The organism is Streptomyces albus subsp. albus, from assembly GCF_000725885.1.
Classification (GTDB): domain Bacteria; phylum Actinomycetota; class Actinomycetes; order Streptomycetales; family Streptomycetaceae; genus Streptomyces; species Streptomyces albus.
On sequence record NZ_JODR01000001.1, the window covers coordinates 371,681 to 395,973 of the forward strand.

General features: G+C 72.7%; 31 protein-coding genes and 1 pseudogene. 4 read left to right on the top strand and 28 right to left on the bottom strand.

Annotated elements, in window-relative coordinates; genetic code table 11:
- Window positions 1-3: 3 nt before the first annotated feature.
- From IO40_RS0101620 to IO40_RS0101730, 25 genes and pseudogenes are all read right to left on the bottom strand, one after another.
- A complete protein-coding gene (locus IO40_RS0101620; protein WP_031174708.1) occupies window positions 4-1,476 on the bottom strand; it encodes a phage portal protein in 1,473 nt (490 codons plus the stop codon).
- Window positions 1,463-1,657 carry a hypothetical protein gene (locus tag IO40_RS0101625; RefSeq protein ID WP_031174709.1) on the bottom strand — a complete coding sequence of 65 codons (195 nt, stop codon included), beginning with the start codon at window positions 1,655-1,657 and terminating at the stop codon, window positions 1,463-1,465. Before IO40_RS0101625 ends, IO40_RS0101620 begins: the two co-directional genes overlap by 14 nt.
- Window positions 1,657-2,913, bottom strand: a complete 1,257-nt coding sequence (locus tag IO40_RS0101630; protein ID WP_031174710.1) for a PBSX family phage terminase large subunit — start codon at window positions 2,911-2,913, stop codon at window positions 1,657-1,659. The genes IO40_RS0101625 and IO40_RS0101630 overlap by 1 nt, the downstream gene beginning before the upstream one ends.
- A gap of 13 nt (window positions 2,914-2,926) precedes the next feature.
- A complete protein-coding gene (locus tag IO40_RS0101635; RefSeq protein ID WP_031174711.1) occupies window positions 2,927-3,439 on the bottom strand; it encodes a helix-turn-helix domain-containing protein in 513 nt (170 codons plus the stop codon).
- A gap of 144 nt (window positions 3,440-3,583) precedes the next feature.
- A complete protein-coding gene (locus tag IO40_RS0101640) occupies window positions 3,584-4,060 on the bottom strand; it encodes a DUF732 domain-containing protein (protein ID WP_051719215.1) in 477 nt (158 codons plus the stop codon).
- An 89-nt stretch (window positions 4,061-4,149) separates the two neighbouring features.
- Window positions 4,150-4,485 carry a hypothetical protein gene (locus IO40_RS0101645; RefSeq protein WP_051719214.1) on the bottom strand — a complete coding sequence of 112 codons (336 nt, stop codon included), beginning with the start codon at window positions 4,483-4,485 and terminating at the stop codon, window positions 4,150-4,152.
- Between the two features lie 81 nt (window positions 4,486-4,566).
- Entirely contained in the window at window positions 4,567-5,160 is a 594-nt protein-coding gene (locus IO40_RS32980) for a hypothetical protein (RefSeq protein ID WP_033228189.1), read from the bottom strand.
- Between the two features lie 61 nt (window positions 5,161-5,221).
- Complete coding sequence (locus tag IO40_RS32985; RefSeq protein WP_033228187.1) at window positions 5,222-6,592, bottom strand: hypothetical protein; 1,371 nt, start codon at window positions 6,590-6,592, stop codon at window positions 5,222-5,224.
- A gap of 183 nt (window positions 6,593-6,775) precedes the next feature.
- A complete protein-coding gene (locus IO40_RS0101660) occupies window positions 6,776-7,561 on the bottom strand; it encodes a hypothetical protein (protein ID WP_031174715.1) in 786 nt (261 codons plus the stop codon).
- Entirely contained in the window at window positions 7,558-8,166 is a 609-nt protein-coding gene (locus IO40_RS32990) for a hypothetical protein (protein ID WP_033228181.1), read from the bottom strand. The genes IO40_RS0101660 and IO40_RS32990 overlap by 4 nt, the downstream gene beginning before the upstream one ends.
- Before the next feature lie 90 nt (window positions 8,167-8,256).
- Window positions 8,257-8,472, bottom strand: a complete 216-nt coding sequence (locus tag IO40_RS0101670; RefSeq protein WP_031174716.1) for a helix-turn-helix domain-containing protein — start codon at window positions 8,470-8,472, stop codon at window positions 8,257-8,259.
- 23 nt (window positions 8,473-8,495) lie between these two features.
- Window positions 8,496-8,960: a single-stranded DNA-binding protein gene (locus IO40_RS0101675; RefSeq protein WP_031174717.1), complete on the bottom strand. Its 465-nt coding sequence runs from the start codon at window positions 8,958-8,960 to the stop codon at window positions 8,496-8,498.
- Window positions 8,960-9,475: an HNH endonuclease signature motif containing protein gene (locus IO40_RS0101680; RefSeq protein WP_031174718.1), complete on the bottom strand. Its 516-nt coding sequence runs from the start codon at window positions 9,473-9,475 to the stop codon at window positions 8,960-8,962. The genes IO40_RS0101675 and IO40_RS0101680 overlap by 1 nt, the downstream gene beginning before the upstream one ends.
- A gap of 99 nt (window positions 9,476-9,574) precedes the next feature.
- Complete coding sequence (locus tag IO40_RS37455) at window positions 9,575-9,736, bottom strand: hypothetical protein (RefSeq protein ID WP_157846427.1); 162 nt, start codon at window positions 9,734-9,736, stop codon at window positions 9,575-9,577.
- Window positions 9,733-10,218 (bottom strand): hypothetical protein, encoded by a 486-nt coding sequence (locus tag IO40_RS0101690; RefSeq protein ID WP_031174719.1) that lies wholly within the window; start codon window positions 10,216-10,218, stop codon window positions 9,733-9,735. Before IO40_RS0101690 ends, IO40_RS37455 begins: the two co-directional genes overlap by 4 nt.
- Window positions 10,215-10,892, bottom strand: a complete 678-nt coding sequence (locus IO40_RS34650; protein WP_051719213.1) for a zinc finger domain-containing protein — start codon at window positions 10,890-10,892, stop codon at window positions 10,215-10,217. Before IO40_RS34650 ends, IO40_RS0101690 begins: the two co-directional genes overlap by 4 nt.
- Window positions 10,889-11,836, bottom strand: coding sequence for a mucin-2 (locus IO40_RS34655; RefSeq protein WP_157846428.1), 948 nt, complete (start codon window positions 11,834-11,836; stop codon window positions 10,889-10,891). The genes IO40_RS34650 and IO40_RS34655 overlap by 4 nt, the downstream gene beginning before the upstream one ends.
- A 217-nt stretch (window positions 11,837-12,053) precedes the next feature.
- Window positions 12,054-12,218, bottom strand: a complete 165-nt coding sequence (locus IO40_RS39595; protein WP_324604483.1) for a hypothetical protein — start codon at window positions 12,216-12,218, stop codon at window positions 12,054-12,056.
- Window positions 12,215-12,742 carry a hypothetical protein gene (locus tag IO40_RS39600; protein ID WP_051719212.1) on the bottom strand — a complete coding sequence of 176 codons (528 nt, stop codon included), beginning with the start codon at window positions 12,740-12,742 and terminating at the stop codon, window positions 12,215-12,217. The genes IO40_RS39595 and IO40_RS39600 overlap by 4 nt, the downstream gene beginning before the upstream one ends.
- A 187-nt stretch (window positions 12,743-12,929) precedes the next feature.
- A pseudogene (locus IO40_RS39605) lies at window positions 12,930-13,385 on the bottom strand (DNA cytosine methyltransferase); the annotation flags it as partial.
- A 137-nt stretch (window positions 13,386-13,522) separates the two neighbouring features.
- Window positions 13,523-14,101 (bottom strand): hypothetical protein, encoded by a 579-nt coding sequence (locus IO40_RS38445; protein ID WP_031174723.1) that lies wholly within the window; start codon window positions 14,099-14,101, stop codon window positions 13,523-13,525.
- Window positions 14,098-15,108 carry an ERF family protein gene (locus IO40_RS34665; RefSeq protein ID WP_051719211.1) on the bottom strand — a complete coding sequence of 337 codons (1,011 nt, stop codon included), beginning with the start codon at window positions 15,106-15,108 and terminating at the stop codon, window positions 14,098-14,100. Before IO40_RS34665 ends, IO40_RS38445 begins: the two co-directional genes overlap by 4 nt.
- A complete protein-coding gene (locus IO40_RS0101720; protein WP_031174725.1) occupies window positions 15,105-15,473 on the bottom strand; it encodes a hypothetical protein in 369 nt (122 codons plus the stop codon). The genes IO40_RS34665 and IO40_RS0101720 overlap by 4 nt, the downstream gene beginning before the upstream one ends.
- Window positions 15,470-15,847: a hypothetical protein gene (locus IO40_RS33010; RefSeq protein ID WP_031174726.1), complete on the bottom strand. Its 378-nt coding sequence runs from the start codon at window positions 15,845-15,847 to the stop codon at window positions 15,470-15,472. Before IO40_RS33010 ends, IO40_RS0101720 begins: the two co-directional genes overlap by 4 nt.
- Before the next feature lie 142 nt (window positions 15,848-15,989).
- Window positions 15,990-16,181 (bottom strand): hypothetical protein, encoded by a 192-nt coding sequence (locus IO40_RS0101730; protein WP_031174727.1) that lies wholly within the window; start codon window positions 16,179-16,181, stop codon window positions 15,990-15,992.
- A 455-nt stretch (window positions 16,182-16,636) separates the two neighbouring features.
- On the opposite strand from IO40_RS0101730, the gene IO40_RS35450 reads away from it, so the two are divergent.
- The 4 genes from IO40_RS35450 to IO40_RS39340 are packed head-to-tail and all read left to right on the top strand — an operon-like array spanning window position 16,637 to window position 21,252.
- The gene (locus tag IO40_RS35450; RefSeq protein WP_041968377.1) at window positions 16,637-17,077 is read left to right on the top strand and encodes a helix-turn-helix domain-containing protein; all 441 of its coding nucleotides are present in this window, start codon (window positions 16,637-16,639) and stop codon (window positions 17,075-17,077) included.
- A 19-nt stretch (window positions 17,078-17,096) separates the two neighbouring features.
- Complete coding sequence (locus IO40_RS0101740) at window positions 17,097-17,462, top strand: hypothetical protein (protein WP_031174729.1); 366 nt, start codon at window positions 17,097-17,099, stop codon at window positions 17,460-17,462.
- Window positions 17,459-19,144, top strand: a complete 1,686-nt coding sequence (locus IO40_RS0101745; protein WP_041968378.1) for a recombinase family protein — start codon at window positions 17,459-17,461, stop codon at window positions 19,142-19,144. Before IO40_RS0101740 ends, IO40_RS0101745 begins: the two co-directional genes overlap by 4 nt.
- Window positions 19,145-19,164: 20 nt before the next feature.
- Window positions 19,165-21,252: an FUSC family protein gene (locus IO40_RS39340; protein ID WP_031174731.1), complete on the top strand. Its 2,088-nt coding sequence runs from the start codon at window positions 19,165-19,167 to the stop codon at window positions 21,250-21,252.
- A 142-nt stretch (window positions 21,253-21,394) separates the two neighbouring features.
- Here IO40_RS39340 and IO40_RS0101755 read toward each other — a convergent pair whose 3' ends face one another.
- The 3 genes from IO40_RS0101755 to IO40_RS0101765 all read right to left on the bottom strand — a co-directional run bounded on the left by IO40_RS0101755 (window position 21,395) and on the right by IO40_RS0101765 (window position 24,221).
- On the bottom strand, window positions 21,395-22,114 hold the full coding sequence (locus tag IO40_RS0101755; RefSeq protein WP_016471945.1) for a hypothetical protein: 720 nt from the start codon (window positions 22,112-22,114) through the stop codon (window positions 21,395-21,397).
- A 62-nt stretch (window positions 22,115-22,176) separates the two neighbouring features.
- Window positions 22,177-23,103: an ATP-grasp domain-containing protein gene (locus IO40_RS0101760; protein WP_031174732.1), complete on the bottom strand. Its 927-nt coding sequence runs from the start codon at window positions 23,101-23,103 to the stop codon at window positions 22,177-22,179.
- Window positions 23,100-24,221 (bottom strand): ATP-grasp domain-containing protein, encoded by a 1,122-nt coding sequence (locus IO40_RS0101765; RefSeq protein ID WP_031174733.1) that lies wholly within the window; start codon window positions 24,219-24,221, stop codon window positions 23,100-23,102. Before IO40_RS0101765 ends, IO40_RS0101760 begins: the two co-directional genes overlap by 4 nt.
- Window positions 24,222-24,293 lie beyond the last annotated feature (72 nt).

Genomic DNA, 24,293 nt, shown 5'->3' on the forward strand with positions numbered 1-24,293 from the left:
CCGTCACATGGGGAAGGCGTCAACGGGTGCGCCCGCGCCGGTCTCGGCGAGGATCGCGTCGACCTCGGCCTGTACGTCGCCGTCGTCCCACTCCGGGTGAAGGATCTTCACCTTGGTCTTGGTGGAGATGGCGCCGGCGCGGCTGAGCAGGTCGAGCGTCGTCGCGGTCTGCTGCTCGGACTCGGCGACACCGGCCCCGAACTCGACAGCGGGGCGCTCGGGCGTGATGCGCTGCCCGAACTGAACGGCGTCGAGCTGCAACAGGACGTGCAGCATGTCGGCGAGCGGGTGCCGGAAGTGGCCGGCTTTCTTCTTCCGGGTCGTCATGCTCCGGGAGTCGCGGGAGTCCGACTCGGTTGCGGTGATGGGCTGTCCGCCGCCGTCGAGGCCGAAGGACTGGGCGGAGTAGCCGGCGGACTGGGCGGCCTGCCGCATCGTGGCTTCCGCGGTGCGCTGGTGCTCGTCGACGCGGATGGCGAACTGAGCGAGCGTAATGCCGTTGCCCTCGGTCGGGGGCATCCGGAGTGAGGTCCATACCTCGCGGTCCTCGTCGAAGCTGGCGCCCCGGCCGGGCCCGTCGTCGCGGAGGTAGCCGTCCGGCACGATCAGCCGGGCGCGGGCGAGGCGGATGTCTCGGAGCCAGCTCGTCCAGGTCTCGTCGAGGCCGTCGAACAGGTCGTAGAGCGGGGCCGCGTAGTCGCTGCGCCCGAGGGGGGCGCCGCGGTGCCGCCTGTTCGGGAGCATGTTCGGCACGTATGCGGCTGTCAGGTCCCGGATACCGGTGCTGATCGTCTGCCCGTCGCCGTCGGTGTCGAGGGAGGTGGACAGTTCGGCCGTGTCCGGGTGCTCCGTGAGGGGCACGGGGCGGCCGACGTTGTCGGCGGTGCCCTGGTACAGGGCGTGCGTGATGCGGCCGGGCTCGTGCCGTTCGAAGTGGCGCAGCACGGTGTGGGCGTCGCCGGTCGCCAGCTCGCGCCAGAAGGTGACGGCGCGCAGCATGCCGAACCGGAACTCGGGGATCGCGGCGTCGGGCTGCACCACGTCGAGGATGGGCCGGTCGACAAGGTCGCGGTCCCAGGTGGCGCGCAGGTAGACGCTGCCGAGTGCGGCGGCCTGCTCGGCGCCTGAGATGAGGGTCTGCTGTACGCGGCCCTCGTCGAGCAGCACGTCGAGGCGGGCCTGTGTGGCGGTGTCGGTGACGGTGATCGCTGGCATGTCCGCGAACAGCAAGTCGGCCGACGTGCTGGCGATGTCGCCGGGCAGGGGCACGTGCAGCCGGGTGTCTCGCCGCGGGTGGTGGTCGAGGGACGTGCGGCCCCACAGACGGCGCCGCTCCGTCGGACGCGGGTGGTGCTCGTAGAGGCGGGCCAGGCGGCGCCGGTCGCCGGCGTACCACGTGTCGTCGACGGCGATCTCGCGGTACACCTCGGCCCACTGCGGCGGCGGCCACGGGGCGCCGGTCTCAGGGAGCGGCATCCGGGGTCACCTCCTGGGCGGTGCGGTCGAGCGCGTCGGCGGCGGCCCGGAACAGGTCGGCGAGGGCGGGCGTGAACGGCTTGCCCGGTGCGATGGTCAGCTCGCCGATTTCGCTCGTGTGGTCGCCGATGGTGAGCCGTACGGGCAGGGTGACTGTTGGGGCAGTCGGGGTGTCGGCCATCAGGCGGCAGCCTCCTCGGGGCGGTGCGTGGTGAGTAGGTGGCGCCACTCGTGGGCCGTGGAGTGGATGACGTAGCGCAGCGCATCGACGCTGTGGTCGTCGACCTTCAAGGGCTTGTCCTCGCCGACCTCGGTCGCCTTCGGGTCCCAGGAGTATCCGGGTAGCTCGTCGAGCAGTCCCTCGCATGAGCGGTGGACGAGTAGGCGGCCGGCGGCGAGCAGCGCGGCCACGGACCGGATGCCGTCTGACACGTCGTTGACGGCCCGGGCGATGCCCGGGTGTCCGTCGGCCCACAGCTGCGTGATGAACGACGCGGCCGACGGGTCGATGAACGTCCACTCGGGCGCTGCGCCGAGCTCGCCGAGCCAGTCGCGGACGGCGGTGCTGTACTGGGCGTCGGTCATGCTGCGGTGCGTGGCGCGGGAGTCGTGCCGCCACTCCGCGCACACGTACAGGCGGTCGTCGACACCCTCGCCGAGCAGCAGCGCGGCGAACGGGTTCGTCGTGCCGTAGTCCAGCCCGACCCAATGGCGGCGCATGGACGGCAGCTCGTCGACGACGTGCCGGTCTTCGTCCCACATGTCGTAGATGGCGCCCTCGGCGACGACCCACGCACCGTCGATCATGCGGCGGCGCCAGAGGCCGACGTACTCGGCGGCGAGCGCGTCGACGTAAGCGGCCGACAAGCTCGGGTTGTCGCGCAGCTTGAAGTGCCACGCGCGCATGTCCAGCTCGGTCGACCGGTCGAGGTAGCCCTTCTTGAGCCAGTGCCGGGGCGAGTCCGGGTTCGTGGTGGCGAACAGCCGCGCGCCGGGGGCGGAGAGGCGGGCGAGGAGCTGCGTCCAGAAACCCTCTGGCATGAGGGTCGCCTCGTCGACGTACGCGAGCTGTGCCGTCAGTCCGCGGAGTCGGCCCTCGGCGCGGGCGTCGGCGGCGCCGATCAGGTGGACGGTGCGGCCCAGGATGGTCGCTGTGGTGGCGCCGCGGGTGTGCACGACGTGCCGGGCGAGGGGCCCGAACAGTGCGGCGTCTTGCAGGGGGTCGAGGCAGTTGCGTTCGATCGTCTGGAGCGACCGGCCGCAGATGATGATGAGCCCGGAGGGGCCGGCGGTGGCGACGGCGATCACGAACGCCAACAGTGAGGCGATCGTCTTGCCGCTGCGCACCGACCCGTGCCACAAGTTGATGCGGGCGCGCGCCTGCCCGATGCTGCGGAGCTGCTTGCGGGACAGGGGCAGTGAGTCGAGGTTGAGCACTGCGGCTCACCTCCTACTCGGCGCCCCCGTCGTCCGCGTCGTCGTCGGCTGCGCGGGTCAGTGCCTCGCCGAGTGCGCCGAGCATGCTGCGCACCTGGTCGGCTCCCTCGCCTCCCTCGGCGGGGGCCAACTTGAGTGACTGCTGAATGGCGGTGCCGGTCGCGGCGATGATCTGCCGTTGGTCGGGAAATCGCGGCTTGTCGAGGTGCACCTCGTGCCATTCGCCGTCCCGGCCGGCGAACTCGCCGTAGGTCGTGGGGGCCCAGAGCTGGGCGCGCAGGCGCTCGGCGTCCTGGTGCAGCGTCTCGGCGAGCCGGACCCGGCGGGCGGCGAGGTCGATACGGCGCGCCTCGGTGGCGGCGACCACTTCGGGCCCGCGCTCGAAGGTGAGGCCCAGGTCGCGGGCGATCTTTGACACGGTGCTCGGTGAGCGGCGGATCTCGCGGGCGATCTCGTTGCGTGCCTTGCCCTGCGCGTGGAGGCGGCGCACCTGCTCGCGGTCGGTGTCGGTGAGTGGGCGCGGCATGGGTGGTCACCTCCTCGCGTGGGCATGCGAAACGCCCCGCCGCGGTGGAGTTGCGGCGGGGCGTTGGGTGGCTGCTTCCGGGCATGCCGGAGACGCGGCCCACTTTAGGTCACGTTTTGATCACGGCGCAACCCTGGACTGTGGTTACTCCTTGGGGCACAGGGTCTTGCGCAGCGCGGCGTTCAGCTCGGCGCCTTGTGCGTCGGTGAGCGGGTGGGCGTCGTTGCCGAACCGCTGTGCGGCGAGGTAGTCGAGGCGCTGTGCCCCGCCGTCGAGGGCGCTGCACTGGTTGCGGCCGGCGTCGATGGCCTTGTCCGGCTCGGCGGTCAGGGTCGGGTCTACCGCCGCGATGGCGTCGAGGTAGGCCGTGCGGTCGGCGCCGGTCGGCTCCGGGGGGATGCCGTGTGATCTCTCAGTGTCGGCCTGGCTGTCCTTGTCGGCCGTCGCGCTCGCGCTGGGTCTGGGCTTGCTGTCGCTGGTCGCGCTCGTGTCGTCGTCGGTGCCGACGATGACGGCAGCGATGAGGAAGGCAGGGATACCGACGAAGAGCAGAGGCTTGGGGATGCGCTTCTTGCGGGGCGGCCGGTGGCGGTGGGGTTGGGGCTGGTACTGGGGGTGCATGCGCGTGCGCTCCAGAGTCGAACGGGCCGGGGGTGGCGTGTGGTTCGACTACCGGAGCGCACGCGCGGTTGTATGACGGGCGCTGTCCGCTACTCGGCGTCGGCGGTGGACACGTCGCGCACGTGCGGGTACGCGGTGTGTGCCGGGTTGGGCATCTGCTCGGGCGTGCCGTCCGGGAGCGCGTAGCGGATGGCGATGATGTGCGGCGCGGTGCCGTCGGGTACCTCGCGGTAGCACCAGGCGCGCCGGTAGGCGCGGGCGAGCAGGCGCACGGCCAGGCGCAGCGGCTCGGCTGCGGTGCCGTGTGCGCGCATGAGTACGGCGAGGTCGTCGCGCATGTCCTCGTCGAGTACGCGGACGGAGACGGGTCGGCCGACGGCCGGCGGGGTCGGGGTGCTGCGGCGGGTAGGGTTGCTGTCAGCCATGGCGGGGGTTGCTCCCGTTCGTGGTGAGTCGGGCCCGTCCGGTGGTGGAGTCACCGCGGCGGGCCCGCGCTGGTGGTGGGCTTACTGGTCGCGCTGCTCGCGCAAGATTTGGTAGATGCGCGACTCGGTGAGGCCGATTTCGTCGGCGATTCGTGGCACCTTCTTGCCGCGGTCCGCCTCGGCCTTGACCACACGCGGTGTGACGGCTTGGGCGGCTTCCCCGGCAAGGCGCAGCGCCCGCACGTCGTCGAGGGTCAGCTTGTCGGCGAGGCGGTCGAGGTAGTCGTCAAGGGCGTCGGCGGCGTCGGCGCTGTATGCGGCGGCGATGTCCTTGACGTATTCGAGGGGGTCGGCGTCTGTGGGGTTGGGGTCGCCCGCGAGGGCGCGCGCGGCGATGGTTTTCCGCTCGTACTCCTCCATGATCGCGAGCATTTGTCGGCGCAGCTTCTCGGCGGGGGGTTCGGCGCTGAGGTGCTGGGCGGCGCGGCGCCGGTTGTGGTCGGCGGTGGCGGGCCGGTCGGCGGGGAGGTATCCACCAGCGGTGAGCATGCCCTCGACGGCGGCCTGTTGCCCAGCGGGGTGGGCGGGCTCCTTGCTCGGGTCGGCGCGCTCGTAGTGCAGTGTGGTCGGCTCCTCATCGGGGCCGGTCGGCTGCTGGTCATCGCTGGTGTTCATGCGGTGCTGCTCCTGTCGATGGTCGGGGCCCGCCCCCGGGCGGGGGCGGGCCGGATGGTGGCTACTGGACGGGCCGGTGGGCGAACACGCACTGCGAGCTGCGGAGCATCTTTTCGACGCTCCAGCCGCGGCGGCGCAGGCGGTCGGCGAGGCAGTCGAGAGCCGGGCCGTGCCATTCGTCATCGCGACGGATGATCCGGCCGCCTTCAAGCCAGTAGACGGCGACGCGGTCGCCTTCGCGGGGGTCGATCAGGTACCCGCGCACGTGCTGTTCGTCCTCGGTCGGGTCGGTCACGTCGTGGTGGTCGGTCATGGTCGCGGCGGCGAGGCCGTCGAGGGCAGCCCGTGCGGCGATCACGTTCGGGTGGTCGGCGTCGGCCGGGGTGCTGCCGGTGGCGGCGCCGGCGTGCTGGACGACGACGCCCTCGACGACGCGGCGCGCGGGGGCCTGCTCGGCGGTGCGGGCGGCGATCCGGGCGGCGACGGTGCGCGGGGCCGGTACGCCGTGGGCGGCGCACTCGGCGGCGATCTCGTTGTCGGTGGCGGCCCGGTGGGCGGCGCGGTCGGCGTCGGCCTTGGCGCGGATGCGGGCGAGGGCGGCGCGCTGCTGCTCGCGGACGGTCGGCGCGGGCGCGGTGGCGCGGTCGTCGAACAGGGCGCCCTGATCGGCCGGCCGCTCGACGGCGAACAGGGCGTCGTCGGGCTGCTCGCCGATCCACTGGCCGCGCCAAGTGCCGTCGGTGGCCTCGGCCTCGGTCACCAGCGCGGCGGCGTACATGGCCTCTGCGGCAGCCTCGTCGTGGGTGGGCTGCTCGGCGGCCGGGCGCTGGATGAGGGTGGGCGCTTCGGCGGGCGCCGGGTCGCAGGTGTCCCACGGGGTGTCGGTCGCAAGGGTGACGACCGGCTCGTCGTGGTCGCGGTAGAGGCCGCATGCGGTGCAGCCGCACGACGGGTCGTAGGGCGTGGGCTCGGCGGTGTAGGGCGCGGCGTGGTAGATCGCGTGCTTCTCGGTGGCCGTGTCGATGGTGAGGTCGTCGGGGAAGGTCGCGAGGACGGTGTCGCCTGGGCGTACCTGATCGGCGCGGACGACGACCGGCTCGGGGACAGCGGCGTCCCGTGCGGTGTCGGGCTGCGTCTCGGAGGAGAGAAGGCGGGGCCGGGCGTGTCCGGCCCGCTCGATCCACAGGCGGGCGGCGCGGCGCTCGGCGCGGGTGGCCTCGGGGCCGAAGGCGAGCAGGGTCTCGGCGAACTCGCTGATCACGTTGAGCACTTCGAGGGTGGGAGTGATGACGATGGTTCGGCCGCGGCCTGCCCGCCCGGCCTCGAAGGCTTCGCGGGTGGCCTTGCTGGCGGGGTCGTGGTCGTCGGCGCCGGTGGCGAGGTTGCTGTCGGCGATGAAGTCGGCGAGAGCGCCGGGGATCGTGATGTCCATGGGGGTTGCTCCCTTGGTTGTGGTTGCCGGGTGGAGTCCGGCCCCGCCGGGTGGAGTCCGGTGGTGAGGGCAAGACTGTAGCGAATTGTGTAGGCACTACACAAGTTGTTACGCAAGCGGTTTCACTTGGCGGGCGGAAACAGGGGCGCCGGTTGTCCGACGCCTCCGGCGAGGTGCTGTCAGTTACCGGTGCGCGCCCGACAGGGCCGCCCACAGGTCGACCAGCTCAGCCCCGCGCCATACCCGCCCCCGACAGCTCATCGGCACGGGCGCCCCGCACGCCTCACCCGTCGCACACGTCACCTCCGGCTCCCCTCCCGCACGGGTCCGGCCGGTCAGCTCACCCCCGCACCACGGGCACGGCCGGTCAAGGGCGGTCGTGCGCCCGTCCCGTCCGAGCGCGCGCTCGACACGCTCGCGGCAGCGGCGGGCCACGGCGGCGGTCTCGTCGAGCAGGCGCAGCGGCATCGGGGCGAACAGGTCACCGCTCATCTCGTCGAGGGCGCGGCCCTCGATCCAGACGGCGGCCCAGTGCAGCCCGTACGCGCGACTGCCGGGGTCGATGGTGGGGGCGCTGGGGGCGGGGAAGCGCCAACGCGCGGGGTCGGTGGCGTCGTCCTGGTCGTGTGCTGGGCGCTGTACGGCAGCGGCGATGGTGTCGGCCAGCTCGAACAGCTCGCGTTCCACGGCGAGGGCGGTGTCGAGGGCGTCGAGGTTGAGCGGGGCGGGGTGCTCGCGGAGTACGAGGGGGGCCCGGCCGATCGTGGCGGAGGCCGACACCTGGTCGAGCTCGGCGTCGCGGGCGGCGAGCTGGTCGAGGAAGCCGCGGCACTCGCGGGGCGGCCACTCGGCGGCTGGCGGGGTGTCGATGGCGGCGAGCAGGCCGCCCCACTGCTCGCGGACGGCGGCTAGGTCAACGGCGGCGCGGCGGCCGGCCGGGGCGGCGGTGTCGAGGGCGGTCGGGTTCATCGGGGCTGCTCCGGGGCGGCGAGGGCGTGTTCGATCTCGTCGGCGGTGAGGGCCGGGCCGTGGCGTCGTGCGGTCTCGCGTACGCGCTCGACGGCGGCCTCGGCCTGCTCGGCGCGCTGCTCGGCGGCGCGAATCTGGGCACGCCGCTCCTGCAACTTGGCGAGTCGGTAGACGGCGCTGCGGTCGCGTCGGCGGGCGCGCTGGCGGGCGCTGCGCCATGCGTTGCGGTAGCGGTCGGCGGCGTCGAGCTCGGTCCCGACGTGGGCACGGAGTAGTCCGGCCTCGCTGGTCGTGAGGACGCCGCGCTGTGCGCGGGAGAGGAGCACGAGCAGACTGTCGCGGCGGGCCTGCTGCTCCTGCGTCGTGAGGGCTCGGGCGGTATCGCCGAGGGGCTTCTCGTAGCGCCGGTATGTCCGGTGGAAGACGGCGAGGGGACATGCACTGCCGCACCGTCCCGGCTTGTCGTCGCGCCACTCGTAGGCGACGGCGGTGTGTCCGTCGTCGGCGGTCCATACGCGGGTGACGGTGACGATGCGCCCGTGCTCGGGGGCAGTGCGCTTCACGTATCGGTCGCCGACGGTGGGCTCGACGGGCTGTTCGCTCATGGGCGGTGGTCCTGTCTCGGTGGAGTCGAGAGGGGGTCGCGCGCGCGGCGCGGGCCGCGACCGGACTCGGCGCCCGGTCGCGGCCGGGGGTCAGTGCTGGACTTCGGCGGCGTCGAGATAGGCGTCGAGGTCGCGGAGGCGGTAGCGGACGGTGCCGCTGCGGCCGGGGGTGAGCTTGAGGTAGCGGGGGCCGTGGCCCTGGGCGCGCCAGGCGGCGAGGCAGCCGGTCCCGACCTGGAGGTATGCGCCGGCCTGGCGGGGGGTGAGGACGGCGGGCGTGATGGTGGTGTTGGTGGTGTCGCTCATGGGTTCGTCTTTCTGTGGGTGGGTTAGAACGGGGGCTCGGTGGTCTGCTGGTTGCCCCAGGGGTCGGCGGGCTGCTGGTTCCAGCCGTTCGTCTGCGGGGCGCCCTGGGGGTTGCCTTGCTGGCCGGTGGTCTTGTTGACGGTGGCGGTTGCGCGCAGCAGGGAGGGGGCGACCTCGTCGGCCTGGATCTCGTACGAGGAACGGCGGTTGCCTTCCTTGTCGTCGTACTGGCGCTGCGTGAGCTTGCCGACGACGACCACGCGCATGCCCTTCTGCACGGACTCGGCGACGTGCTCGGCCTGTTGGCGCCACACGGCCACGCCGAGGAACAGCGGGTCGCCGTCCTCCCACTCGTTCGCCTGCTTGTTGAAGCGGCGCGGCGTCGAGGCGATGCGGAAATTGCAGACGGCGGCGCCGGCCGGGGTGAATCGCAATTCCGGCTCGTTCACAACGTTGCCGGTCATGGTGATGGTGGTCTCGCCGGACATCAGGCGGCCTGCCTCTCGGGGGTGGCGGTGCGGGTGCGGATGGGTGCTACGGGGGCGAGCTGCTGCTCGCGGGCCGCGGCGCGGGCGGCGCGGGTGGACGCGTTCTTGCACGCGCGGCACTTCCTCGTCCCGTTGCGCGCGCGGTAGGTGTTCGCGTCGTCGTAGGCGTGGCCGGCCGGGCACGCGCGGACGGCGGCGCGGCGGGCGACGTGGTTCGCGCTGGCGAGGATGTTCTCGCGGTGGGTGACGGCGCGGAGATGGGCCGGATTGACGCAGGCGCGGTTGCGGCAAATGTGGTCAACGTCGAGGCCGTCGGGTATGGGCCCGTTGGCCTGTTCGTAGGCGAAGCGGTGGGCCTTGACGGTGCGGCCGTCCCAGAAGGTGCCGTATCCGTGCTCGTTGGTGGCTCCGGTCCACAGGTGGCAGTGGCCGGCGGCGGCGCGGACGAGGGGGAGCGGTCCCGGTTCGATCTTGGCGGCGAACCGCTGGGCGGCGGGTATGCGCGAGGGTGCCATGAACCTACCTCCAGCGGGACGCACATCGGCTCGTATGTTTCTCTCGCGAGTGGAACGTTTCACTCGCGAGAGAAACATACAGGAGGCGGCTGGCCTTTGCTACGCGGCGGCCTCTACGTCGGCGGCGGTGATGCACCATCCGGCCGCGGCGAGCTCGGCGACGATGCGGCGGGCGGTCTGCTCGGGGGGTTCGTCGTCCTGCTCGGCGTCGGCCAGCGCGGCGCGCACCACGGCGAGGGCGGCCGGCACAGGGGCGGTCATCGCTGTGCCCCGGTGACGTGGCGGGCCCGCTGGCGGTGTTCGGGCCGGACGATCGCGGGCGGGCTCATGAGCTCGCGGGCGTGCGTGGTGGCCTCGGCGGCGAGGCGGCGGCGACGGCGGTCGGCGGCCTGCTGCTCGAGGCGGGCGGCGCGTTCCGCGGCGGCCTGCTCGGCGGCGCGTCGGCGCTCGGCGAGCTCGGCCTCGCGGCGCTCGGCGGCCATGGCGGGCCCGTCGTACTCGCGCAGGGTGCGCCACTGGTCGCGCCCCTTGTGCTCCTCGAGGATCACGTACGCGCCCTGCTCGGCGTACTCGCGGGCCATGCGGCGGGCCTTGGCCTTGTCCGGGGTCGAGCGGATCGCCGGCCGGTCGGGGCGGGCGTCCCATGACGCGGTGACGCGGTACCCGCGGGTGTTCGGCGTGTGGTCGCCCGGGACGGCGCGGCGGCGGTACGGGCGGTCGGGGTGCTTGGCGCTGCGGTTCACGATGCCTGCTCCTGTCGTGCGTGGTGGTGGGCGGTGGCGGCCTCGAGGCGGCACGGGTGCGGGGTGGCGCGGACGCGGGCGCGGTTCTTCCCCATGCGGCACGGCTTGCCGGGGGCGGCCTGGCACCACGTGCACGCCACGTCGAGCGGGTCGGGCAGATCGGCGGCGGCGAGGGCTTCGCGCTGGGCCCGCACGGGTCGGTACGGGCGCAGCTGCTCGGCGGCGTCGTCGGGGATGCGGCGGCCGATCGCGGCGAGGCGGGCGGCGACCTCCGGGGCGGGCCCGCCGGTGAGTGCCCGGGGCGCGGTCGAGGCGGCGAGGCCGACGCCCTGTGCGGCGGTCTGCGGCTCGAGGCGGCCGTCGGCGATCGCGGCGGTGAGTGCGCGGCGGCGGGCGAGGTACTGCTCGGGCGTCTCGTCGGGGCGGCCGTCGTCGAACACGTTCGCCCGGGTGAGTCGGTCGGCCCGGATCGCGGCGCGCTGCTTGAGCACGTGCGCGGGGGTGAGCCATCGGTCGGTTTCGGCGTAGTGGCGGGCGACGGCGGCGCGGGCGTCGTCGTCGAGGGGGATCGCGTGCAGCGCGGCGGCCCATGCGCGGGCGTCGGCCTCGCCGACGGTGCGGCGGTCGAACGCTGCGGCGAGGGTCAACAGTTCGGCGGCGTCGGCGGGGGTCACTGGGCGGCCTCCTGTGCGCGCAGGCGGGCGGCGAGGTCCATGCCGGCGGCGACGCGCTGATCGGTGGTCGAGGGGCGGGCGGCGCGGTCGAGGGGGATCACCTCGGCGCCCGGGCCCGGGGCGGCGGGGCGCTTGAGCTCGGCGAGGGCGAACTGAAGCGTTCCGCCCGTGATCGGCTTGGACAGGGCGCCGAGTCGGTCGAGGGCGGGCCACAGGGTGTCGACCTCGAGGCCGTTGCCGAGCGCGTCGGCGATCGCCCGGCCGACGGTCGTACGGCTCTGCGCGGTGGTGCGGCCGTAGGTCTCCCACCATCGGGCGAGCAGCTGCTCGGCGGGTCCGGGAGTGCCGGGCCGGTCCGCGGGGGGTTGGGGGGTAGTACCTCCGTAGGAGGTACTAGGGGTCGGGTCGGGTCGGGGGGACCGTGACGGGTGCGCGCCGTCACGGTGTGACGGGCCCCCGTGACCTGCGGACTCTCCCCAAAACGCGCCCTGTTCCGGGCCGTTTTCGAGATTTTCCGTCGACGATTCGCCGCCGTTTCGACCGCGATTCGCCGACGATTCCGCGTGCTTTCCGCGGCCGGCGCGCTGCTCGGCCGCGCGCTCGCGGGCCCGCTGCTGGCGCTCGGCGGCGGCGGCGCGCTTCGCCTCGGTCTTCTCGCGGGTCGGGTTGTAGGTCAGGAAGTCATGGATCTGGTAGTCACCCGCGGGCGGCTGCGGGCAACGGGTGCAGTCGTGCCCGTGCGGGTGCCACAGTCCGGCGGCGACCAGCTTTCGAGCCTGCGGCGCGGTGCCGTACAGCTGGGCGACGACGCCCGGCACAGTGCCTTCCGTGAGGTGCTGCGCGGCATAGGCGCCGCACCTCACCCACAGGCCGAGGGCGGCGTTACCGGCCTTGAGCAACTTCGGGTGCGCGTGAGCCGTATCGTCAACCTTGAACCAAGGCAAGGGGGGCTGCTCCTGTCTGGAGTCGCCAGGGGCGAGGGGCGCGGCGGCTCTCCCCCGCCCCCGGCGCGTTACGGGGCGGTGCGGTAGGGGTGGGTGCGGGCGGGCTGGTGCTGCTCGCACCGGTAGCCGCACGGGTACGGGCGGGCGGGGACGGCTCCGCACCGGGGGTTGCCGTGCCCACACACGGGGGGTCCGGCGGAGCCGGGACGGCCGGCGGTCACGCGGCCAGCCCGAAGCGCTCGGCGAGTCCTGCCCGGTGCAGCAGGTAGAGCACGGCGTGCGCGGCCTGCTGGGGTACGACACCGTTACCCAGGGCTTTGAGCTGCGCTGGTCGGGGCAGGCCCGGCACGGCCGTGACGTGGCCGGCGGGAAGCCCCATCATCCACTCGACGAACTCCGGGGTGAGACGGCCTCGATCGTCAGTTGGCCGGGGAGCGGAGAGCCCTGTGACGGCTTCCCACCGGGCGACTGCGGCTGCGTAGACCCCCCAATCGCGTATTTCCCCAACTCCGGCCGCAGTTGCACCGCCAGCCCAAGGGGCAGGCTCGTGTCTGCCTTCTTCCCGTCCTTCCGCCGCTTCTGGCGCCGGGCGAGCCACGCCTCGACTGCTTCCTCGCCCTCCTCGTGATGAGAGGCCCGCGGCGTCGGCAGCAGCGCTGACGCATCCGTCAGCGTCTTCCCGTAGGTCCCCCCGTACCTGCTGCCGTCCCTGCGCCGGTTCCGGGTGCCTCGCGAGTCCGCCACGGTGGGCGTCGGTAGCAGGTGCTCGACCTCGTCCGCGAGCGTCGGCCCGTGCCCGCCCTGCTTCCTCTTGTCGGGGTGCTGACTCCCGCCATTCGTCGCGAGGTTCGTCGTGGGCGTCTTGAGGAGCTGCACGACGGCCGGTAGTCCGTCCTCGAACCCCACTCCCTTGCCGTCCCTTGCCCTGGGCGTCGGCAGGTTCGCGATCCGGGCCCGCAGCGTGTCGTTTCGGTTCCCGTCCGGTGCGCCCGGTCCGTTCGCTTCGCTTGTCGTCGGCGTCGGCAGCAGGCCAGGCGAGCAGGAAGACCCGCTTTCGCTGGTGGGGGGCGCGTACGGCGGATGCTGGTACGACAACCCATTCCGCATCGAACCGGAGGTCGGCCAGGTCGCCGAGTACGGCGCCGAGAGCTCGAAGAGTCCCGGAGGTTCCGCCTTCATCCAGAGGCGTGCCGTCGGGTCCCACACCGCGAGCGGCAGGGGCTGAGAGCAGGCCGGGGACATTCTCGATCACAACCAATCGCGGGCGAAGTGCGGATATCGCGCGGGCGACGTGCGCCCACAGGCCGGAACGTGTGCCCTCGGCGATGCCCGCGCGCAGGCCGGCAAGGCTCACGTCCTGGCAGGGGAAACCGGCCGTGAGGATGTCGACGGGCTCGACGGCCGCCCAGTCAACGGCCGTGATGTCGCCGTGATTCGGCACGTCCGGCCAGTGGTGCGCGAGGATGCGCGCGGCGTACTGGTGCCGGTCGTCGGGGTCGTACTGGCAGTGCCACGCCACCGAGCCGCCGAGCACGTCGCATACCGCCATGTCGAGGCCGCCGTATCCGGAGCACAGAGAACCGATGCGCGGTCCGTCGTCCACGGCGAGCTGTCCGGGCACGGGCGCTGGGGGCGGGCCGTCGAGAAGGCGGCGTGTGCGGTCGAGGGCGATCGCGGTCGGGGTGCTCACGCGGCGCCCTCCTCGCCCGCGGTGATGGCGGCGAGCTGTCCGGCGAGGGCGCCCGTGCGCCACGCGGCGGCCGTCGCCTCCTTCCCACCCTTGCGCCACGTGATTCCGTGCGTGCGGGCACGGGTGGCCTTGATGACGACGCCGGGCACCTCGTGTATCTCGCCGGTCGCCTTGTCGGCGACCTTGGCCGCCCCGGCAGCCTCCATTTCGCCGAGGAGTTCGGCGAGCTTCCATGGCTTGACCGTGCGCACGATGCGGGTCTCGGTCCACTGCTCGTCGGGCCACGTGGCGCGCACCCATCGGGCGAGGGCTTCCTCGTCGACGACGACGGGCCCGGTCTCGCCCTTGCGCAGACCGATCGTGGCGACGGCCTCGCCGGTCGGAAGCTCGGCGGTGATCCGCTCGACTCCGTCGCGCTCGGCCGCGGCGTCGAGTGCGATCTGTATCCGCTTGCGCACGTCCTTCTGTGCGGCTGCGACCCGCTCGGCGAGCAGCTTCAAGACGGCGGCCTGTTGGGCGAGGTCGCGCAGTGACTCGATGGGCTGTTCGGCGGTGGTGGTGTCGGCGGCGGTCACGCGGCGCCCCCCTTGGCGGCGTCGAGCAGGTCGTCGCGCATCTCGCGGAGCTGGGCGACGGTCGCGGCGTACGGGTGCTTCTGGTACCGGGCCTCGAACGCTTCGTCGGCCTCCTGTCCGCTCAACCCGGCCGTCTTGGCGGCGTCGTACAGCTCGACGACAGCGGCGGCGTGCTCTTGCTGCGCGCGCTCGCCCTGCCAACTGGCTTCGCCCGCAGCGTCGGTCACCTCGTCGACGGCGGCCGACTGGTGGCCCTTCGTCCACTCCATCGCGCGGCGTGGCGTGTCGGCGACGGCGCCGCGCTGCTGCTGGCGCGGCTTGGCGCCGGGCTTGCTCGCGCCGATCTCGGCGAGCTGCGCGAGGTAGTCGGCCGGGGCGCCCTCGCCCTTGGCCGCGTCGTACAGGGCGCGGACTGCGGCCACGTCGGCGGCGGCGCGGGCTTCGGCGAGGTAGTTGCGCGAGGGCCCCTGCGGCTGCTGTGGGGGCGGGTCCTGCTCCCACGGGCCCGGCTCGGCGCGGCGGCTGCGGCGGGGCTGCTGTTCGGCCTGCTGCGGCGCCTCGTTCTCCGGGTGGTGCCGGTCGCCGTCCTCGATACTCCGGGCGTCGACCGGGATCATGAGCACCTGAAACAGCAGATACTTGAATGCGGCCGACAGTGCCTTGTTCGTCGCCTTGTCGGCGGTGTCGGACGCCTCACCGGGGACGACGGCTTCAACGTGGTCGCCGGCCGGGCCGTAGATCCGGTACCGGACGGTCACCACGACATTGACCATCTTGCCGCGCTGCTCGGCGGAGCGGCTGACGACCTCGGGAACGATGAACACACCGTGATTGCGGAACGGGCCCGCAACGGCGCTCATCACGTCGTCAATTCCCCGGAAGTTGTAGCGCTGGTGGTCGTTACGCTGGTCCTTCCTCACGGGGACGGTGTCGCGCATGGCGAGGGCGATCGCCTGGAAGACGGTCGGGGCCGCGGCGGGCGTCGGCGTGTCGGTGGCGGTCGTCATGCGGTGGTTCCGTTCTGTGCGAGGTGCGCGCGGGCGGCGCGGGCGGTGAGGGTGTCGGCGAGGGCGACGGCCTCGGCCGGGTCGATGACGTGGTCGAGCACGGCCGGGGGCGGCAGCTCGCCGGCCAGGGCGTCGCGGGTGGCGTCGGCCTCGGCGGCGCGCATCGCCCGGACGTGGTCGGCGCCGTCCGGGTCGCACTGGGCCACGTCGTAGGCGTCGACCGCGTCGGCGTGCGCCGCGAGCAGGGCGGCGACGGCCTCGGGGTCGCGGGCGTAGGCGGCGGCGAGCTCGTCGAGCAGCACGGCCGTCCGGTCGTCGGCCAGGCGCACGGCGAGGCCGTCGGCGGTGAGCTGCGGCCGGATCATGCGCGCAGCTCCTCGGGCATCGCCGGCGACGCGTCGTCGGTGAGCTCGCCCGTGATGGCGTCGTAGACGAGCGGGCGCGACCAGTCGGCGTCGGGGAGCATGCGGCGCAGCAGGCCACGGGCGGCGCGGTGCGCGGCGCGGTCGGCCCGGACCGGCAGGCCGAGGGCGTCGTCGAGGGACACCCACGTGACGCGGCGCCATTCGCCGTCGTGCTCGGTGGTGACGGGGACGGTGCGGACGCGGGTCACGCCAGGGGCGATCTGGTCGAGCTGCCGGGCGATCACGTTCCGGCGGGCGAGGTGCCGCCGGGCGGTGCGGGCGCCCTCGACAGCGAGGACGGCGCGGGGTGTACGGCGGCTAGTCTGCTGGTTCACGGCCATGCCTTTCGCTGGGGTGGTCGTGGTGGTCCGCCCCGGGTCGCATCCGGGGCGGCGTTCAGGGCGCCGCCCCGAGTCGCATTCGGGGCGGCGCTTCTGTTGTGGGTGGGCTGGTCCGGGTCGCATCCGGGCCAGCCGGTCAAGCGGCGGGGCGCTCCGCTACTGGGGCTTGCGCTGTGCGCTGCTCGCGCTCCAGCCGTCGGAGGGCCAGCTCGATGGCCGGGTCGAGGCGGCCGGCGGCGCGGTCGCGGTCGCGGCGGGCCCTGGCGCGGTCGAGCTCGCGGCGTGCGTTGGCGAACGCCTGTTCGCGGGGTATCACGGTGCTGGTCATGCGGCGGCTCGCTTGATGAGCTGACCAGCCGAAATGCCGTAGTGGGCCTCGACTGCGGCGGTCACCTTGGCACTTGGCGCGGTGCGTCCGTGCCACAGGCGCCATGCGGTGTTTCGTGCAACCCCGAGGCGTCTAGAGAGGTCAGACGGTGTGCGGTCCCCTGCGGCCTGAGCAGCGGAGATGAGCTGAGCACGGTCGTACATGACGTTCCTTTCGCGGAAGGTCGTTTCTTCCACGCAAGGAACGTTACGCCCGTGAAACGTGTGCCGCAACCCTCGAACTTCCCGGGCTGAGCAGGGCTTTCGGATTGACACTTGGATAACGCCCCTGCACACTGAGTCACAAGTTGCACACAAGTTCGATTCTGTGTGAGGGAGGTGTGTGCACATGGGTGATTTTTGGTCGTCATCCGGCCACGCGCACCTCGTTTGTTGCGCGCGCGATATGTTCCACCCATGGAACGACAACGACCTACACAGGGCGGTGCCGACGCCCCCGCCCGCTTCGCTGCCTGGCTACGCTCTCAGTGCGCCCAGCACGGCTACGACCTCGACGCCCGCGGCGGACAACGGCGTTTCGCCGAAGCCGCCGGCATCGGCGCCGCCACAGTTAGCCGCATCCTCCAAGGGCGCAGCACCGCAGACACGAGAACGTGCGCCCGCATCGCGGCCACCCTTGACCTGCCCCTACCCCGCGTCCTAGTCGCCGCTGGCGTCCTCGACGAGGACGAACTCCGCGCAGTCCAGAACCCGCACACACCGCGCCGGATCACCCCGGAGCAGGCCGCCGACGAACTCGGCATCGAAGACGAACAGGCGCGCCGCCTGTTCGTGAACATGACTCACACTCTGCAACGCACGCCACCCCCCAGCGAGGACCGCCTCGCCGATAACTGAGCACGTGCACGGAGGCACAGTGAACACCCGCCATCTAAGCACCATCGCGCCGTACATGTTCGCAATCGGTCTGACAGCGGGCATATACGGCCTGCTCGTCGACCTCGACGAAGCGGTGCAGGTCGGCGTGATCCTCAGCATCGCGGCTGTGCCCCTGCTCGTCATCCGCGCCATACGTGCGACCCACCACGCCACCGCCGACCAGCTCGCCCAGGCGGAGCGGGAGGGCTACCGGATGGCACTCGACCACGTGGCGCGCGGCCTGCTCGACCAACACACTCCGCCCAATCCGGGCCGCGGGCTCGCGGTCGAGCAAGTCGCGGGCGACGTGATCCACATTCGCCCAGTAGCCCCCAACACATGGGAGGAGAAGAAGGCGCAATGACCGTGCACGAGCTCCCCGCGACGTTCAGCAGTCGCGGCGAGGGTGAGCCGTACATCGGCTATATACGTGTCTCGACATGGCGAGAGGAGAAGATCTCACCAGAGCTACAGGAAACCGCGCTGCGCCAGTGGGCCGCGCGTACGGGCCGACGCCTGCTGGAACCGCTGACCTACGACCTCGACGTCACCGGTCGCAACTTCAACCGCAAGATCATGCGCGACATTGAACGCGTCGAACGCGGCGACGCCCGCGGCATCGTCGTATGGCGCTACAGCAGGTTCGGCCGCAACCGTACGGGGAACGCGGTCAACCTCGCCCGTCTTGAGGCCGCAGGCGGGCAGCTTGAGAGCGCGACAGAACCCGTCGACGCTTCGACTGCAATTGGCGAGTTCCAACGAGAAATGATTTTCGCGTTCGGCAACTTTGAGAGCAATAGAGCCGGCGAGCAGTGGCGCGAGGCTCACGAGTACCGCCTCGCTGCCAAACTGCCAGCCTCCGGCCGCGCACGATTCGGGTACATCTGGCACCCCCGTCGCGTTCCCGACCTCTCCCAGCCCGGAGGATGGCGCCTCCAGCAAGAACGCTACGAACTGCACCCCGACTACGCACCCATTGTCGAGGAGATGTACGAGCGCAAGATCGAGGATCACGATGGGTTCAACAACCTCGCGCACTGGCTAAACGAAGAGCTGAACATCACCACCACCCGCGGTCGGCCGTGGGGAGTCTCAAGCGTGTCGCGCTTCCTTGACTCAGGGTTCGCCGCCGGTCTGCTGCGCATCCATGACCGCGACTGCAAGTGCGGCTACGGCGCCAACCCCAAGATGCACCGATGCCCCAACGGGCGCATGATCTACCTCGCCGGCGCCCAACCCCCCATCATCACCCCCGAGCAGTGGGAGGCATACAGGGAACACCGCGCCGAGACCAAACGCACCCCGCCCCGGGCGCGAAGAGCGACCTACACCCTCACCGGCCTCATGAGACACGGATACTGCCGCTTCCACATGGCCGCTGCCTCGAACAGCAACAGACACGGCCCACCGGAACCCGGATTCTGGCTTGTGTGCAGCCGCCACAAGCACTCGAACAAACTCGAATGCCCACACGGGATCAACGCCAAGCGCGAACAGGTGGAGGGCGACGTGTTGCGGTGGCTCGCTGAAGAGGCTGCGGCCGGCGTCGACGCGGCACCGTCCGTTCCCCGGCAGCGTGCCGAGCCGGCCGAGGACCCGCAGGCCCGCGTGCAACGCGAGCGCGCCCGCTTGCAAGCCGAACTATCCAAGGTCGACGCAGCGATCGACCGGCTCGTGACCGACAACGCGATGCACCCGGACAAGTACCCGGTCGACTCGTTCGAGCGGGTACGTGACCAGTTGCTTGGGAAGAAGAGCACCATCGTTGGGCAACTTCGCGACCTCGGCGAGGCTGCGAAGCTGCCCACACGTGAGGAGTACAAGGAACTGGTGGTCGGCCTGCTCGCCGAGTGGAAGACAATTCAGCCGATTGAGCGCAACGCAATCCTGAAACAGCTTGTGCGGCGCGTCGTCTGCTACGACGAGCGTGACGATCGCGGGCGACTGCTGAACGTCCGCACTGAAATTCATCCTGTGTGGAAGCCGGACCCCTGGGCATCGCACCCTGATGAGGTCATTCACCGACGCGATGAACCAGTGCGCTGACTGAGCCCCCTTTAGAAGCGTTGTCCTGCGGCATCGGCACCCTGCTCGCCCCGCTGCGGCACCGCGCCGTCAACGCCCTCGCCATGGCCGCCGCCTTCACCGCCGCCACCACCCTCGGCGTCTTCCTCCAGCCCACCGGCTGGTACGTCCTGCCCGTCCTGGCCGTCGTCGCCTTCCTCGCAGGACTCTGGCGCGCCCTGGGCCCCGCCCCCGGCATCCGGGCCTGCCTCGTCGTCATCGGCATGCTGATCACCGCCGACGTCTCGCCCGGCATCGGCCCCGGCCTGGAGATGGTCCGGTGGATCGGGGCCGGCGCCGCCCTCGTCGTCCTCGTCCAGCTCCTCCCGCCGTACGGCAACCGCCACGCCGCGCAGCGCCGCAAGCTCGCCGAGGTGTACGCCTCCCTCGCGGCGTACGCCCGCACCGAGGAAGCCGCGGGGGCCGCCGCCGCCCGCCCCGGCGCCGCCGTCACCCGTTCCGGCGGTGCCGCCCGGATGTCCCCCGCGCCGTTCACCGCCGCACGGAACGCCCTGGGGCTGCTGCCGTCCTCCGCGCGGCCCGCCGCCGCACCGCTCTACGGCCTGCTGGGGGAGGCCGAACGCATCCGCCGCGCCCTGTACGCCGCCCCCGGCACCCCGCACGTGCCCTACCGCGCCCTCGCCGAGACCCTCGACGCGCTCGCCCGGGCGATCTCCACCGGCAAGCACCACGGCCCCGCCGAGCGCGCCCGTACGGAACTGGCCACCTGGCAGGGCTCCCTCGCCGCGGTCCTGCGCTCCCGGCTGGCGGAGGCGGAACGCCTGTGCGCCCTCGCCACGGCACCCCGCCGCGACAGCGCGTCCGCCCTCGCGGAGGACCCCCTCCGCGACGAGGAGATCCCCGCGCTGTGCACCCCCGAGGGGCTGGTCCGCGGTGGCCTTCGCCGACTGCGGGCCGGCCTCGACCCCAGCATGACCGGCACCCCACTGCTGCGGCACGCGCTGCGCGTCGGCATCGGGACCACCCTCGGCGAGGCGGCGGGCCGGGCCATCGGCGACTTCTGGGGCCACGGCCTGCCCTCCCACGGCTTCTGGGCGGCGCTGACGACGATGCTCGTCCTCTTCCCCGACTACGAACACACCTTCGCCCGCGGCTGGAGCCGCCCGGTCGGCTCGGCCGTGGGCGGTCTCCTGGCCTGGGGGCTGCTCCAGTTCTCCTGGTCGCACGGTGCGCTGGCGCTCGCCACCGTCGCGTTCTCCGCGGTGACGTTCGTCCTGCTGCGCACGGGACAGCACGTGCTCAACGTCGTCCTGACCGCATGGATCGTCTTCCTCCTCCACCAGATGGGCACCGCACAGGGCCTGGTGGCCTGGGGACGGCCGGCCGACACGGTGCTGGGCGCGGCCATCGCCCTGGCCGTCTTCCTGGTGCTGCCCACCTGGCACCACCACCGGGTCGGAGACCTGCTGGCGCGCTGGCTGCGCACACAGCAGCGGCTGCTGCCCGCCCTGCTGACCGGGTACGCCGACGTGGGCGCCGCCGACCGGGCCGCACTGGAGGACATGCGGGACGCCACCCGCCGCGCGCGGGAAGAGCTGGAGTCCGCCGTCGCCCATCTGCCGCACGAGCCGCGCGGCCACCGGGCGCGCTGGACGGCGGACGAACTGGCCTGGCTCACCGGCGCCGCCTTCGAACTGACGCGCTGCACCGCGCTGCTGACCGAGCACCTGCCGCGCCGGCCGGACGAGACCGTACCCGAACTGGCGGAGTACGCCGCCCCGTTGCGGGACCACCTCGGCCGGCTCGCCCAGCTCGCACGGTCACCCCACGGCGGCCCCGCCCTGCCTCCCGGGGAACTGCGCGACGACTTCGCCGCGCTCTGCGCACGTACGGGGCTGGCGTGGCTCGCGGACCCCGCCGAGCCCGACGCCGTCTCGCGGCCCCGGGCCCGCGCCCTGAACGCCTCCCTGCGCACGGTGCTGGCCCTGGAGACCCTCACGGCCCAGCTGGCGCCCCGGCCCGGTGAGGCGGCGGCCGGCGGCCCGGCGGACGGCCCGCACCGTCCGCACCGCACCCGTCACGGCCGCCACGCCCGTACCGTCCGGCACACCGCCCACGCGACGGCCTGACCGGAACCCGCGCCGCTGCGCCCGCCCGCCACTCCTCCGTCATTTGGGAGGACGCCATCCGGGAGGAGGCCATCCGGTCCGGGGAAGCATCCGGGCCGGGGAAGCATCCGGTCCGGGGAAGGCAGGCGGTCACGTCACCGGATCAGTAGTCCCACTGCCGGATCATCTCCGCCGACCACGGCTGCGGGAACGTCTGCTCGATCCGGAAGGCCATGCCGAGCCCCTTCGCCAGCTGCACCTTGCGGTCGAGCGTCTTCTGGTACGGGTGGTTGTTGTCGTCCCACCACATCTCGTGCTGCGTGATGCAGACGCGGTCCTTGAACCGCGCGTTCGAGCACGGCTGGGGCGGCGACCACACCTGCCGGTGCCGGAAGCGGATCTCGGGCCCGCCCTTCTCCTCCTGGATGGTGCCCTCGGCGTCCAGGCAGTAGCCCTCGGCGGGAATGTTCCAGCGCACATAGTGCTGCCGGCCGCCCTCCGAGGGGATCGGCGTCATCTGCCCGCAGCCGGCGTCACCGCTCTTCTCGGAGGTCACCCGCTGCTCGTAGTAGGTGTGCCCCTTCTTGCCCCACCCGTCGAGCAGCAGCCACTCACCGTCCGCCGACCGCCGGAACCGCTCCCGGTTCTCCGGCTCCTCCACCTCCCAGTTGATCGTGTACTCGCCGGACGGTTCCGTCCGCCACGACCACTGGCCCGCCACCGAGTCCCCCGTACCGAACTGGCCCGCGGAACGCTGGTCGAGCCGCGAGAACTCGTCGTAAGTCCCCACCGCGGCCGGTGCCCCCTGCGCCGGCGCCGTCCCCACGGCCCCGAACGCGGCCAGGGCCACAACGCCCAGCACGACCCGTGAACGCATCCCCATCGATGTCCCCCTCACCGACACCCGGGCCCACGCGGCCCGGCCGACAACCACACCGCCCGACCCTAACGAGTCACCCCCCGCCCCCACGGCCCCCCTCGCGACAACTCCCCAACCAGCAAGCCCGCTTCCGCCCCGGTGCGGAGGGTCAGGTCCGCCAGGGCACGGGGTGCCGTCGGCTGGCCGCGGAGGCCGGGGAAGGCGTTGACGTCCACGACCGTGGGGGAGCCGTCGTCGGCGACGACGAGGTCGATGCCGTACACGTCGAGGGAGAAGGCGGCGCCCGCCGCACGGGCCATCGCGGTCCAGCCGTCGGGCAGCGCCTCCGGCCGCAGACGGGTACCCGGGCTCTTGCCGCCGGCCGCCAGCTCGGAGCGGCGCCGGGCGGCGAAGACCTGGCCGTCGATCACCCACAGCTTGTGGTCCCAGCCGTCGTTCGGGGTGAACGGCTGCACCACCACCGGCTCGTCCGCCCAGGTGCCGCACAGGGCGCGGAGCGCGTCGGCGTCGTCGACGCGGGCCACCAGGTCACCGCGTCGGCTGTGGCGGCTCTTGACGACGCAGGGGAAGACCAGCCCGGGGCGGGCGGCCAGCTGCTGGAGCGTCGCGAAGGTGCGGGTCGGCGCGAACGGCAGACCCGCCGCGAGTGCCCGTTCCGCCATGGCGGTGCGGTCCTGGCAGAACGCGGTGGCGGCAGCCGAGTTGATCACGACAGCGCCGTGCTGCTCCAGCCGGCGGGCCAGGGCGAGGGCCCGCGGCGTGCGGGCCTTCAGCAGATAGACGTCCGCGAGCCGGTGGACGAGCCGGCCTTGGGCCGTTCCGTGGGACGAGGCCGGACCGTCGGACGGGACCGACCTGTTGGACGGGGCCGACCCGTCGAGCGGGGCCGTCTCGGGGTCGAGCGTCTCCACCTCGTGCCGCGGTGTCAGCAGCGCTGCCGTCCCGGCGAGGAGGGGGTGGCCGGGACGGGAGGTGATCAGTCCGACTCTCATCCGGCGTCCCCGGCGGCGGTGACGGGCACGGCCGTCACACCCGTCGCCCTCGATACGGTCGCCGCACCCGTCACAGCCGCCGCACCCGGCGCCACCACTGGGTCCACGCCAGCTGAGCCCGCCACAGCCGTGGGCACCGACGCGGGTACCGCGGCGGACGGCCGGGCCGCGTGGGGCGGGGCGGAAGCCAGGTGGGGGCCAGTGGTGGCGGCCGGCTGGGGCCGCGCGCCGTCGCCGCCCCCGGCCAGGGGGAGGAGCGGCACCGGACCGGACCCCGGGTGCGGGGCACTCCCGGCCCGGGCGAGGTCCAGCACGGCCCCCGCGACGCGCGCCACCGCGTCCGGCACCTGCCGGAAGCTGGGGAAGTCGTTGACGTCGACGACGACCGGCCCGTCGGGCCCCAGCACCAGGTCGACCCCGAACAGGTCGAGCCCGTACACACTGCCCGTCTCGGCGGCGATGGCGGCGACGTCGGCGCTCAGCGGCACCCGCCGTTCGGGCACCGAGCGGTCGGGGTGCAGCGGCGAACACCGCTGGGTGGCGAACAGCTCGCCCCCGACGCCGTACACCTTCATATCGACGCCGGAGTTGGGCACGTACGGCTGGGCGATGAGCATGCCGCCGCCCGCCAGGTCCGCGGCAAGCTGCGCCGGCAGCGGCCCGCTGTCCAGCAGGTCGGGTGAGGCCACCAGCCGTACGGCGCGGCCGGAGCTGCCGTCGGCGGGCTTGACGACGAGGGGGAACTCGGCCGCCGGTATCTCCCGGAGGGCTTCGGACCGTGCCACCGCGTACGTCATGGGAACCGGCAGCCCGCTGCTGCGGCCGATGGCAGCCGCCAGCGCCTTGTCCCGTACGCCGCGTATCGCGCGGGCGTCGTTGACGGTGGTGAGCCCTACCGCCGCCGCGGCCTCCAGCAGCGTCAGACCGGGCCCGCCGGACACCGTCTTGAGCACCCAGGCGTCGTGGCTGCCCGCGCGTATCTCCTCCGACACGCGCAGCAGCGCGCTGCCGGGCCGCAGGACGTCCACGCGATGCCCCCAGGCCCTGAGCCGGCGGATCACCTCCACGGGCATGCCGTCGTGGCGGTACTCCTCCTCCACCAGAAAGCAGAGCCTCATTGTTCTCCCCACGCATATGACCCGGCCACGGAGAACGCTATCCGCCGCGCTCGGCGCGACGACCGCGGCCCC